The organism is Aquirufa beregesia, assembly GCF_011090385.1.
Lineage (GTDB): Bacteria > Bacteroidota > Bacteroidia > Cytophagales > Spirosomataceae > Aquirufa > Aquirufa beregesia.
In genome coordinates this window covers 151,451-165,252 of record NZ_SEWW01000004.1, presented here as the reverse complement: position 1 = coordinate 165,252, position 13,802 = coordinate 151,451, and the positions used below count along the sequence as shown (strand labels likewise).

Genomic DNA, 13,802 nt, shown 5'->3' with positions numbered 1-13,802 from the left:
CCTCATTTTTTTTGCTCAAACAAAAATTGTATTACCATTCTTTTTTATTTAAAGGATTAAGCCCTTACATTTAAAGTAATTTGTGATTTGTCTATTATTTAAAATAGCATTCTATTAGCTAGTTTCTCATCTACTATGGTTTCCCCGACTCCTAAAAACCTGTATAGCCTGATATTTTTTAATTCCATTACCCCCATTTCTAAAGATTTAAAAGAATATTTGTCTAGTAACATGAAAAGTCATAGTTTCAAGAAAGGGGAATTAATTTGCAAAGCAGGAGAACCTTTTAGCCATTTACATTTAATCAAGAAAGGCTTAGTTCGGGGTTTTTACCAACATGGCACCAAAGAAATTACCCAATGGGTTGACTGGGAAAATCATGTGTTCACTTCCGTAGGTGGGTTTTTCATGCGAACACCTTGTAAAGAAAATATTCAAGCCATGGAACCTACGCAAACGGAATCGTTACATTTTGATGATTTACAGTATTGTTTAAAACACTTCCCAGATATGTCCACCATCTATCGGGCACTGTTTGAATTCTACTTAGTTTCTGCGGAAGAAAGAGTTTATATTTCGAGGATTCCAAGCGCTAAAGACCGTTATGAAGCATTTTTAGCCTCTGGATATGCCGAAAGTATTTCAAGAATTCCCAATAAATACATCGCCGAATTCCTTGGAATTAGGCCTGAAACCTTAAGTCGACTTGCCCAAGATTATCCTGCTATCCTCAAATAAGTCAAATCATGTGAATATTGACAATTGTCAAGCGGACCTATGAATTTTACAAATAATTGAATGTGATTCAAATGATATGATATAATTTCGAAGAACCAAACAACAACTACTAAACGTTTTAGCTAGTTGCTCCGTGTTCTTAATAAACAAACAAAAAAGGAATTTCTTTCTATCTGACTCTAAAGTCCAGCCAGCAAAGTTTATTCCTTTTTTTATGTCAAAACTGGTCTATTATACTGCTTCACAAGCAATTTTCACCTTATTTCAAGGCTATTTCATTCCTAAAATAAAGCTTATACATTCCCTTTTAGTGCTTAAAAGGCCTTTGTTTGATCATACCGCCTTTAGTATCTTTTACACTGGACATGACGACAAAAGCCTCCTTATCAATTAACTCAATCGCATTATTTAAGCGATTTAATTCCAAACGTGTCACAATGGTATAAACAATATCCACATGTTCAGATTCCCCTTTTTTACCAAATCCCTTTTTTCCAGAATAAACCGTAAAACCTCTACCTAATTCCTTTTGGATCATCTCTTTAATGGCATCATGCTCGGTAGAAATGATGGTCACTCCCATATATTCTTCAAATCCCTCCAAAAAAAAGTCCAAGGTTTTAGAAGCAGATAAGTAGGTTACCATGGAATACAAGGCAATTTCCACAGAAAGAAAATAGATGGCCGCTAAAAAGATACAGGCATTTAAGGCTATAATGATATCCCCAATGGTAGTCCCCAATCGCTTACTCAAATAGATGGCCAACACTTCGGTTCCGTCAATCACAGCCCCACCACGAATGGTCAATCCAATACCTGCTCCTAAAAAAAATCCACCAAATAAAGCAACCAATAAATTATCACTAGTGACATCAGGAAATGGGACAAATGCCACCACCGCCGCCAGGCCCGAAATAGCAAAAGCTGTCTTAACGGCAAAAGTCTTTCCCATGACTCGCAAACCAAGAAGTACAAAGGGGATATTGATGATGATTAACAAAAATGCTAGAGGTAATTTTGTTACATTGGTCAATAAGAGCGATATTCCCGTAGCACCACCATCAATAAAATGGTTGGTTAATAAAAAACCTTTAAAGCCAAATGAGGCTGAAAAAATTCCTAAAATAATCAGCACAATGTCTTTTAAAAACGACTGATTACGGCTTTTGACACTACTATTTTTATCGGGCATAGGCTCACTCTTTTAGTATTGAACAACAGGGTAAAAATCCAATTGGATGAATCTCATCATTAAATGAAACAGCAGAAATCCCCTCCCTGTTCCATTTTTCCTCAGCAAATCGATTCTATTTGAAGCAGAAAAATGGGAATCTTCCCTAGTTATCTTAGAATCAACATGCTATCAATTAGACAATACGCTAAGCATTTACTTGCATGTGTGTATTTTAGCCAAAAGGCAGTCCCTATTTCTGGAAATCTACCCTGTCAACGCCTAATCGCGACTATTATTCTATGGCTTCCCAACAATTTCTTGGCAGAAAATTGGACTATTTTACCAGTAAATAAGTAAAAATATTCCTAATTTTCTCTAAATTAGGGAAATAAGAACCCAAAGACTAATCCCAAAAACCATATGAAAAAGAAAATCTTAATGGCTCTCATCATCCTTTTGGTTGGTATACAATTTATCCACCAAGAAAAAAATGAATCCAACGACGAGACATACGCTATCTCTACTAAATACTTAGTACCTGAAAACGTCAATCATATTTTACAAGTGGCATGTAACGACTGCCATTCTAATAAAAGTACTTATCCTTGGTATAATAATATACAGCCAGTGGGATTTTTCTTAACTCATCATATCAATGATGGGAAAAAGCATTTAAATCTCTCCACTTTTACCAAATTACCTATCGCGGTTCAAAATCATAAATTAGAAGAAATTGCGGAAACCGTGGAAAAAAAAGAAATGCCATTGGAGTCCTACACGTATTTAGGACTACATAAAGAAGCTAATCTAAGCAAAGAGCAAAGAGAAATCTTACTCACTTGGGCCAAAGCACAAATGGACAGCCTAAAGGCACATTATCCGGCAGATAGCTTGGTAATGAAGAAAAGAAAACAATCTTAAACAGGCTATTCATATAACTACTTATATGAATTCTAGCACAGAATAAAGGATATAAATTTCTATATTGAAGGGAAAATGCATGGCCTCAGAACCATCATTTTCCCTTTTTTTGCTCTAAACCTTTTAAACGATGATTAAGCGATGAGAAGAAGTTTTTTCCTCGGCATTCTCTTGTGTTTCTCCCTGGCCACTAGTCGTGCTCAAACCTGGATTGATTCCTTAGACCGATATGGACGAGAGGTCTATATGCCTGCCGAAAAATACGTTTGGGATTGGGGCCAAGCCACTTTTTTGAATTCTCTGATTCATCTATATCAAACAAAACCAAACTCTGAAAAAGCTCCCTACCTACAATACATACGCACCGCGATGGATAAAACCTATGATGCTGCAAACGGTAAACATCCCAATGCCATCGCTTCGGGAATAGGTATGGCATTTTTAGCACGTGTCACCAAAGAAGAAAAATATAAAATAAAAGCTCAAGCCATTTATCAAGATTATCTGAATGCCCCTAGATCCAAAAACGGAGGCATTTCTCACCGAACAGAAACCGTGGAGCTATGGGATGATACGGTATATATGCTGAATATGTTTTTGATGGAAATGTATCGTGCCTCCGGTGAAGAAAAATACCTAGCACATATGTACACACAAATTAAAGCTCATAGTCAATCCCTCGCTAACCCCGAGTCGGGACTTTGGGTACATGCCTGGGATGACGATGACCAAGATTTTGATGATGGCTGCAGTGTGGTGGGTTGGCCCAACAAAAAGACAAGAAAAAGTAGTGAATACTGGGGCCGAGCGAATGGCTGGGTCACCATGACCTTAGTAGATGTTTTAAGCAACATCAGCCCGAAATCCAATTACTATGAACCATTAAAAAAGGAATTTCTGGCCATCATGCGCACTTTACCCTCTTTGCAAAACAAACAAAGCGGGCATTGGTACCAGCTTTTGTTATATCCACAAGATGCTAAAAACTGGGAGGAAAGTTCTTGCACAGCCATGTTTGCTTATTCCATGGCCAAGGGCATAGAAATGGGCCTCTTGCATTCCAAGGACTATATGCCTTCTATTCATTTAGCCTATCATGGTTTAAAAAAATATAGTTTGGTGCAGCCCAAAGGCCCCTATTTATGCCCCAGTCGAGTATCAGGTGGAACTTGTGTGGGGATGAAAGAATACTATTATGGAAGACCTATTGTGGAAGGTCAAGGTTTTGGCATAGGTTCATTTATCATGTTTGCTTTGGAATATCAAAAAATACCTAAACCCTAAAAGTCACATGAAAAGAAGAAAATTTGTTCACATGGGAGCGCTAGGTTTAGGAACTTTGTCGAGTTGGAATATGGCTTATGCCACAAAGATCAAAGAGGAAAAGCCCGCTTGGCTACGTAAAATTATCCTTCAAAATGACCAGGATTTCCCTCGATATGAAGCACTCAGAATTAGCAATCAAAACCATCCGTATTTTGGAGGTTTCAAAGATGGTGATGACATCCCAAATCCACAAACTACGGGCTATTATGTACTAAAAGTAGCCTGTGCCGTTATAAGTCCAGAATCCAGCCTTTACCAATCTACAGCCCACGTGGAAAAGGCCATACAGGCAACCAACTGCCTATTAAACATGCAACACGCTGATGGTACCATCGACTTATTGAGTACCAATTTCCACTCTCCCCCAGATACGGCATTTAGTGTGGAAAAACTATGTGTAGCCTACGTTTTGTTACAAAAAAACAATCAAGAAAATCGCTATAATCCCCTCCTGAATCCCTTAGAAACATTCTTAAAACGATGTGGGGAGGCCTTAGTTGTAGGAGGCATCCACACCCCTAATCACCGCTGGGTAGTTTCAGGGGCTTTGACCAAACTGTATCAAATCTGGCCAGATCCAAGGTATAAAGCTCGGGCCGAGCAATGGCTGCAAGAAAATATAGACCAAGATCCAGATGGCCAATACACGGAAAAAAGTGCCGGTATTTATTCCGCCATCATCAACAAAGCCCTCATTGCCATTCACCATGGATTCAACAAACCCGCTCTCCTAGACGTGGTGCGTAAAAATCTAGAAATGACCTTATTCTACGTCCATCCAAATATGGAGGTAGTGACTGATGCGTCTAACCGACAGGATAAAGGCGCCATCAATATGTTTGAAAATTACTATTATGGCTATCGCTATTTAGCCCTTGTAGATAAAAATCCGCGTTTTGCTGCTATGTGCAGACTGATTGAAGAAGCTTATTTTCCGAGGATTGGCACGCATATAGAAAACTTTTTGGATGAACCCTTTTTATGGCAGGAACTCCCCGCTGGTAATAGCATCCCTACGAATTACGTTAAATCCTTCCCTTATTCTGGCTTAGTCCGTATTAGGCGAGAAAATTGGGACGCCACAATACTCGTCAACAACCCGAATTTCCTGACATTTCATCACGGGAATGCCATGCTACAAGGGCTACGAATAGCCGCATCTTTTTTCGGTAAAGGGCAGTTTCAATCCAATGAAATCAAACAAGTAGGAAATGCTTGGATACTCCAACAAAAACTAGATGGGCCTTATTTCCAGCCTCACCAAAAAGAGCGGATAGATCCTAGCGGGGATTGGGAAAAAATGCCTCGCAATCAACGTAAACAAAGTGAAATTCAATACCTGGAAACGAGCATCAAATTGGAGGAAATCTCAGGGGGAATAAGTGTTGACATAGATATGAAAGGAACCGATGGCGTTCCTGTCAGTTTGGAACTTATCTTTAGAGGGGATGGAAGATTTGAGGGGGTCATACCCAGTGGGAAAGAAAGCAATGCCTATTTATTGAAAGAGTCGGAAGGGAAATATATCCTAGGAGAAAACTCCATACGTTTTGGACCAGGCAGAGCAGAACACAAGGCCATTCATTTACGAGGAGGATTACCTTTTGCCCAAGCACCTTCTGTGTATATCACAGGATTCACTCCTTTTTCTCATAAGCTATTGATCCGACAATAATCCATAAGACGATGAACATATATTGAGCCATTATACCTTTGCCTACATCAGGTTAAGGCAAAGGATATTTATGGTAATCGCTGCCCCTCCAATGTCGCTACTTTATGCTCCAATTTTTGTCGCATTTGTGTCATTATATGTTGGTACTTAGCCACCCCTGCTAAGTTCTTTTTCTCTAAAGGATCCAGCCTCAAATCATACAGTTCTTCTCGATCCAAGTGGTCCCGATAACGGAAATATTTCCAATGTTTGGATCGGATCCCTTCACTGGATGCAATGATTTTAACCTTCCAAAGATGCTCCACTAAAAACTCATTTCTCAATTTGGCAGGATTTTTGCCCCGTGCATACGTGGCTAAATTTTGCCCTTGCCAAGTGCTAGGAATCTGGATACCAGCAAAGCCAAAAATGGTTGGAGCTATATCAATGTTAAGAACTTCATCTTGAATGTCTCGGTGCAAAGGCTTTCTCGGATCATATACAATCAAAGGTACCCGTAGAGAGTTATCATACATCAACCATTTGTCCGCCAATTGTCGCTCACCCAAAAAATACCCGTTGTCTCCCATGACTATGATGATCGTATTCTTATCCAACCCCTTTTCCTCCAGCATTTTTCGAATCTTGCCAATCTCCAAGTCCACCCCAGAAATCATGCGGTAATAACCTTTCACACTTCTTTGGTATTTTTCTGGTGTGTCAAATCGCCAATGCCAGCGCGTTCTATTTTCCCCTGTTCTAACATATTCAGGTTGCGCTAAAAAATCAGCCTCGGTGGCCATGATGGGTGGAGCAATAGTCACATTTTGATACAAATGATCTACTTCTGCTTGCCAAAAATACTGTTGTTCGGAGGGGTCATGGGCATGAGGAGCTGAAAAACTGAGCGATAAACAGAAAGGTTTATCCTTGGGAGCTTGGGCAATAAAATCCATGGCTTTTTGGCCGGTATACCGACTTAAATGCACCGAATCCTTACCTAAAGTCTTATAAAAATAGCCCCGATAATCCTTCAACTTATCATTACGATCATAGCTTTCTCCCTGATCAAATAAGGATGAAAAAGAAGCATATTGTATCCCAAACTTACCATAAAAGCCCGTATAATATCCAGCTTGCTTCAACAGGGCAGGATAGGATTGGGCCACATAGGCTTGCTTGATGTCTCCTTGCCCGAAGGTATATTGATGCGTTCTTTCATACATTCCTGTGATGATACTAGCCCGACTGGCCGCACAAATGGGTGTGGTAACAAAGGCATTTTTAAAGTAGATTCCTTTGCTAGCCAAATCATCCATTACGGGAGTTTGAATAACTTTATTCCCTGCATATCCCAAAGCATCCCAGCGATGGTCATCTGTTAAAATGAAAATGATATTAGGCTGTTTTGTTTGAGATATTCCCCAAAATGGCAGCAATAACAAGACAAAAAAGATCCAATTCTTCATGTTTACTTTGTGTTTTGAGGATAACCCGTTGACAAATCTCGGATCGGAATTCCTTGATAATTGACCTTTTGGTAGGGAACAGTCTCCGTTTCATCAATCAAATAATTCCATTGTTTAACATAAAAAAGACCCGACTTAAACTCGTCCTTTCTTTTTTTCAATTCCAGTAGCAGAGCCTTATCCATTTTGCTTTGAACGTGCTTGACAGAGGCTTGATTCACCAAATTAGTTAATTGGAATGGGTCATTTTGATTATCGAACAAAAGCCAAGGACCTTGTAAATCTTTGACATAAGTATATCGGTCAGAAACCAGACCTCGGTATTCCCTTCCCCCTTTAGCTCGGGTCCATTGACCAAAAGGCTGTACACAAGAAATCAGGGTATATGTAACATCGTCTTTTTTCTTGCCCTTTAAAACCGAAGAAAAATCCCGCCCTTCCACCGTTTTAGGCACTTTCAAATGGCTCAATCCCAAGAGTGTGGGCATGATATCGGGCGTATTCAATAAGACATCCACCTTTTTCCCTTTCTTCCCAAAGGCCTTGGGGTAATGCAATAAAAACGGAACTCTTATACTCTCCTCATAAGGTTGTTGTTTATTCCAAGCGCCATGTGAACCTAATAAATCACCGTGATCTGAAGAGAAAACCACAATGGTATTTTCTTCCAACCCTTGCTCCTTTAAAGCTTGCCACATTTGACCTACGCAGTCGTCAATGGCCGTCATGTGCGCATAGTAGCCCCGCGCATCTTTGATTACTTTTTCTCTATTTGCTGCAGGCACATTGTCTCTCAGCTTAATCTCAGCATTTTCATACATTTTACGGTATTTTTCTGGTGCCGTTTGATAAGGGTCATGTGGGGATCCTATCGAAATAAAGAGCATAAAAGGCTGAGATGTCTTCGACTGAGATTTTAAGTACTTAACCACATCTTCCGATTGGGCGATGGCGTCATAAGTTTCCCAGGTTTTTTTGGCTGGGGATTCTCCCGAATAATACTCCGAATGGTTATAATCGTGTGTGCATTCCAAAGCTTTCCAATAGTCAAAACCTTGTCGGCGCGTCACGGGAATATACGAGCTTCGACCATGTCCATCCATGTGCCATTTACCAATATAACCTGTTTGATAACCTGCCTGCTTATATATTTTGGCAATGGTTGTCCGATTGGAATCAAGTAATACATCATTCATAAAAACCCCATGAGTCAATGGGTACTGGCCTGTAATTAAAGACGCTCGGTGGGGGGAACAAACGGGCATACCGGATACCGTTTTACGCAAATTGAGACTTTCCTTTTCTAGTTGGTCCAAATGAGGTGTTTTCACCACCTGATCTCCCGCATAACCGGTGGATTGAGCCCGCCATTGATCAACCAAAATGTACAGAATATTGGGTTTTTTAGACTGAGCGGACAAGGGAAAATATCCAAGGAAGATAAATAGATAAAACAATAGTTTTTTCATAAATGTAAGTATAAGATTAAAACTAAATTAATACCCTGGATTCTGATCAATTTTATTAATTGAAACTTCTGAAACGGGAATTGGAGCAAGTAATTTATTTGTATTTAATGTAAATGATTCTGGGTAAAGAAAGACCTTTGATGCCTTTTCTCTGATTCCATGAGCAGCCATTACCTCAACAGCCTTCCCTGTACGTTTTAAATCATACCATCTTTGATTTTCAAAACAAAACTCGGTTTGCCTTTCTTTAGCAATTATTACACGGACTTCTTCCAAATTATTTGTAGCGAGAGGCTTTACCAAACCCGCCCTATTTCTAACCAATTGAATATAAGGAATTGCATCTGAAGTCCTTTTTAATTCATTTAATACCTCTGCATACATTAACAACACATCTGAATATCTAAGTATAGGCAAATTGTCTCCACATCTTGCATCAGGAGCAGAAATAGGTGCCTTATACTTGCCGCAATAGGGAATAGGCTTCACTTTATTATCCCAATCTAAACCCACCCAGATTCCTATAGAAACCTCTTTGCGCTTATCTCCTTCTTCAAAAGCATTGATTAAATCCTGAGTAGGCTGGTTCCATCCCGCTGCTACAATATTAACATTGGGACGGTTTGTAATAGCGCCACCAGAAGTATGAGGGGCAAATGTGAAAATAAATTGATTGGATAGCTCTACACTATTTTCGGAATATTGAATAGCAAAGATCGTTTCCTTGAAATCTTTTTTAGAAGGATTAAACAAATCTGCATATACAGGTAATAAGGCATATTTCCCAGAATTTATAACAGAACTTAATACCTTTTCCGCTTCTGTAAAATTTCCTATTGTTAAATATACCTTACCTAAAAGGGCTAAAACAGACATTTCATTGGCTCTCCCATTCTCCTCTACATCTCTAGCTTTACCAAAAGAAAGTGCAGCTTCTTTTAAATCTGCAATGATGCTATCATAAATCTGAGAATCCTTAGACCGCTTTATCAAAACAGCCTCCTGAGAAGTTACAGGATTTAATACGAGAGGGACTCCCCCAAACTGTCTAACTAAATTAAAATAATATAAAGATCTTAAAAACAAGGCTTCCCCTTTACATCTCTCTTTTAATGATGCTTTTGTCCAATTAACATTTGGTCTATCTAGTTCACTTAATAATTTGTTGCAGCGAGTTATACCATTGTAAGAAAGGTTCCAAAACCCTGAATAAGCAATATTATCAGAATTTAAAATAAACTGATCGATAACCCCTTTTGATGCTTCCCCAGTTTTAACATTATTTTGAAAACTGGCATTATCAGAAATCAACTCTGCCAATATCCAATGTTGGTTTTTCTCATAATCTCTCATTGGAACGTAGCATCCATTTGCAAGAAGTGTGAATTCCACATCTGATTGATAGAAGCTTCCTTCGCTCAAGGTTGATTTAGGATAGATTTCGAGAAAATTGTCTTTACACCCTGTTAAAACAATTGTGAATATTAGAAATACATATATATTTTTCATGTCAAGATGCTAAAAATGTCTAATTAAAATGAAAGGTTTACTCCTATTGATGTGGTCGTTGCTAAAGGATAGGAAGACATGTCAAAACCAGGTGAAAGAGTATTGTCAATATTCCTAGATTGAGCTTCTGGATTCGCCCCCTGGTACTTTGTAAACATTGCCAAATTCCTACTAGTTATGTAAATGCGACATGCTTCAAAAAGCTTTGTCCTTTTGATTATAGAAGAGGGAAATGAATATCCCAATGTTACATTGGAAACTCGTAAAAATGTAGCATCCTCCACCCACCGTGAATTTACTCGATGCCCCCAACTCGGAGTCAACTTAGGAACGCCATACAACATAGGGTCTCCGGGATTATCAGCACTTCTCCAGCGGTTAACAAATTCTTTGCTTACATTAAAAAAACCCTGTAAATTATCTGTCGTTTGACGTAATCCATTCATTACTTGACCTCCATATTGGCCATTTAAAATAACTCCCAACGTAAAATTTTTAAATGAAAAGTTATTAGTAAAACCATAAATAAAATCTGGATGAGGATTGCCTATTATCGTATAATCTAAAAAATCACTAATCACTCCATCCCCATTTACATCTTTATATTTAGGATTTCCTTCATATACTTGAGCTGTTTTAACAATATTGGGATTAGCTATGTCTGCGGCCGAATAAACGCCCTCCTGTATAAATCCAAAAAATTGACCAATTGGCTTCCCAACCACGGTTACGTGTGTTGGATTATTATCATTATTGCCAGATAAAACACGATCCCCATTGTCATTTAATGATAGTACCATATTCCTATTGATGGCAACATTCAAGTTCATATCCCAATTGAATTTATTTGCAATTGGATTCGCTCCAATTGAGATTTCAAAACCTCTATTTCTAACCGTTCCTTTGTTTACTATTTGGGAATTAAAACCCGTAATAGCAGGAATTACATCATTCAAAAGCATATTGTTGCTTTCTCTATTATAATAATCCAACGTTAAATTGATTCGATTATTAAACAGCTCAATATCTAGCCCTGTATCCATTTGGTTAGATTCTTCCCAAGTCAAATAGGGATTAGAAACTCCAACAAATGATGCCGCCACTTGATTAGAGCCAAAAATGTACGCCCCTGGATTGATGGAAGCCAAAGAAGAATAATTACCAATATTGTTGTTACCACTTTTACCATAACTGGCGCGCCATTTCAAACTTGAAATCACCTTATTATTCTTCATGAAACCCTCTTCAGATATCCTCCACGCCAATCCTACTGATGGGAATGATGCATACCTGTTTTTTGAACCAAATCTAGATGACCCATCTGACCTAAATGTTGCAGTCACTAAGTACTTATCTGCGAAGGAATAATTAATTCGCCCCAAATAAGAAATTAGGCTCCATGCTTCTACCTGCTCTCCCCAAGAACTAATTGCTTGAGAAGCATTAATCGTTTGAATTAAATCATTTGAATAGGGAGATGCATTTAAACTAATACCACTAGTGCTGCTCTTTTGGGTTGTATACCCTACCAACGCACTAAACCGGTGTCGTTCTATCATTTTATTATATGCCAACGTATTTTCAACCAACCAATTGAAATTTTCTGAACGAGAATTGGATGATCTTCCTGTTCCATTAACTGGAGGAGTATTTGAACTACCTACTGTACTCGGAACAAATTGATTATACTTTGATGAAGCATAAATCGTATTAAGAGATGTTTTGAACTTTAAATCAGGTAATATATTCCACTCAACAAATACCGACCCAAGACTTTGAAATTGTTTTTGAAGTTGAGCTGTTTGTTGAAGTACATATAAAGGATTTGCAAAACTCCATGCGGAATGGTATTTACTTTGTGGAGACTTAATGTAGGGAATCAGTTGTCCATTGCTATCATAGGGGCTCATTAATGGATTCGCCCACAAAGAAACTCCAATGACATCCTCTCTACTCAAGTTGGTATTCGTTCTGTTTTGATTCACAAACGATACTTGTAAATTTCCTCCAACAGCTACTGTTTTACTTAAGTTTGACTCAAATCCTATTTTTCCGCTAAACCGCTCTAAACCCGTGTATTTCAATGCCCCATCCTGCTTAAAATAACCTAAGCTAGCATTTATCTTTGAATCTTGCGTTCCTTTTTGAATACTCAAATTATGTTCTTGAATAGGGGCTGATTGTAATAATAAATCATACCAATCTGTCCCATTTCCTACCAATTGTTCTGGATTTTGATACTCCAATGGATAATCAGAAAGATTCGTTTTTCGGTTTTCCGCCCTTAAAACCGCAATGTCAATTTTGTTTCTTTGTAGATTGACAAATTCTCTTTGATTCATCATTTCTGGTCTTCCTTTTTTAGGCACCATTTGAACCCCAGACATAGAAGAAAAATTAATTTGCAAACGTCCATATTGTCCTTTTTTAGTTGTTATCATAATTACCCCATTGGCTCCTCTAGAACCGTAAATTGCCGTTGAAGAAGCATCCTTTAATACGGATATAGATTCAATATCATTCGGGTTAATTAACAAAAGAGGATTAAAATCTTGATTAAGCCCAGCAGAATAGGGCATTCCATCAATCACATACAAAGGCTCATTCCCAGCACCCAATGATCCACTTCCTCGGATACGAACAGATGTTCCTGCACCCGGTGCTCCAGATAATTGTTGAATTTGAACCCCTGCGACTTGACCAATCATCTTCTGATCTACAGAAGAAACAGGCAGATCTTTGATTGTATTTTGATTAATCGTTGCCACAGAACCTGTTAAATCTTTCGCGCGGGAAGTTCCATATCCAACCACTACAACCTCAGCTAAGGATTTATTCTCTGATTTTAAAATCACATTCAAATTGCCCCGCATGCCTACTTCAATTTCCTGCGTAATATACCCGACAAAACTAAAAACCAAAATTGCTTTATCGTCTGGAATTACAATTGAATACATTCCATCTGCTGCACTTGAAACACCTTTACTTGTCCCTTTAATCAGAATGTTAGCTCCAGGAATAGGGTCTCCTGTTTCATCTACTACCTTTCCCTTGACACTTCTGGCATCCATAACACTTTCCTCTTGCTCCAATTTAAAATTACTAGTATTGGACGAAGAAGGTTCCGGTCTCGCTTTTGTTAATAATATTCTGTTTTCAATTACTTCAAACTCAATGAAATTAGGTAAAAGTATTTGAGATAAAACGGCTGATAATTTAGCCTTATGAATATTCAAATTTAACTTTTGATTAATCTGCACTCTTGTACTATATACAAATTTTACTTCTGCTTGTTTTTCTATTTGACTCAATGCGCTCTTTAAATTGACATTTTGTCCAACAATCGTGATTGATCGATCTAAAACTTCTTGAGCCTGAATTTCACTAGCAAACGAGAATGTCGTACAAAATAATATAAGACATAACTGACCTAAGGTAACTTTCATCATTAGCCACAAGTTTTTTGAATTCAATTGAAGTTTTTTCATAGATTTATACGTTTTTAAATACACATTTGAGAACTATAACCCGCCTCAGATTGG

Annotated in this window: 9 protein-coding genes; 4 read left to right on the top strand and 5 right to left on the bottom strand. The window is 38.2% G+C overall.

What is annotated here, in order from left to right:
• Positions 1-231: 231 nt before the first annotated feature.
• On the top strand, positions 232-738 hold the full coding sequence (locus EWU23_RS08105; RefSeq protein ID WP_166230622.1) for a Crp/Fnr family transcriptional regulator: 507 nt from the start codon (positions 232-234) through the stop codon (positions 736-738).
• Positions 739-1,045: 307 nt separating this feature from the next.
• Here the strand turns inward: EWU23_RS08105 and EWU23_RS08100 are convergent, their stop codons facing one another.
• On the bottom strand, positions 1,046-1,930 hold the full coding sequence (locus EWU23_RS08100) for a YitT family protein (RefSeq protein ID WP_166230620.1): 885 nt from the start codon (positions 1,928-1,930) through the stop codon (positions 1,046-1,048).
• A 402-nt stretch (positions 1,931-2,332) separates the two neighbouring features.
• Here EWU23_RS08100 and EWU23_RS08095 point away from each other — a divergent pair, with 402 nt between their 5' ends.
• The 3 genes from EWU23_RS08095 to EWU23_RS08085 all read left to right on the top strand — a co-directional run bounded on the left by EWU23_RS08095 (position 2,333) and on the right by EWU23_RS08085 (position 5,834).
• Complete coding sequence (locus EWU23_RS08095; protein WP_166230618.1) at positions 2,333-2,833, top strand: heme-binding domain-containing protein; 501 nt, start codon at positions 2,333-2,335, stop codon at positions 2,831-2,833.
• A 141-nt stretch (positions 2,834-2,974) separates the two neighbouring features.
• On the top strand, positions 2,975-4,117 hold the full coding sequence (locus EWU23_RS08090) for a glycoside hydrolase family 88/105 protein (RefSeq protein ID WP_166230616.1): 1,143 nt from the start codon (positions 2,975-2,977) through the stop codon (positions 4,115-4,117).
• A 7-nt stretch (positions 4,118-4,124) separates the two neighbouring features.
• Complete coding sequence (locus EWU23_RS08085; RefSeq protein ID WP_166230614.1) at positions 4,125-5,834, top strand: hypothetical protein; 1,710 nt, start codon at positions 4,125-4,127, stop codon at positions 5,832-5,834.
• Positions 5,835-5,902: 68 nt separating this feature from the next.
• Here EWU23_RS08085 and EWU23_RS08080 read toward each other — a convergent pair whose 3' ends face one another.
• The 4 genes from EWU23_RS08080 to EWU23_RS08065 are packed head-to-tail and all read right to left on the bottom strand — an operon-like array spanning position 5,903 to position 13,748.
• Positions 5,903-7,282: a sulfatase family protein gene (locus EWU23_RS08080; RefSeq protein ID WP_166230612.1), complete on the bottom strand. Its 1,380-nt coding sequence runs from the start codon at positions 7,280-7,282 to the stop codon at positions 5,903-5,905.
• A gap of 2 nt (positions 7,283-7,284) precedes the next feature.
• A complete protein-coding gene (locus EWU23_RS08075; protein ID WP_166230610.1) occupies positions 7,285-8,751 on the bottom strand; it encodes a sulfatase family protein in 1,467 nt (488 codons plus the stop codon).
• Positions 8,752-8,778: 27 nt separating this feature from the next.
• Positions 8,779-10,260: a RagB/SusD family nutrient uptake outer membrane protein gene (locus tag EWU23_RS08070; protein WP_166230608.1), complete on the bottom strand. Its 1,482-nt coding sequence runs from the start codon at positions 10,258-10,260 to the stop codon at positions 8,779-8,781.
• Between the two features lie 23 nt (positions 10,261-10,283).
• On the bottom strand, positions 10,284-13,748 hold the full coding sequence (locus tag EWU23_RS08065; protein ID WP_166230606.1) for a SusC/RagA family TonB-linked outer membrane protein: 3,465 nt from the start codon (positions 13,746-13,748) through the stop codon (positions 10,284-10,286).
• Positions 13,749-13,802: the final 54 nt, after the last annotated feature.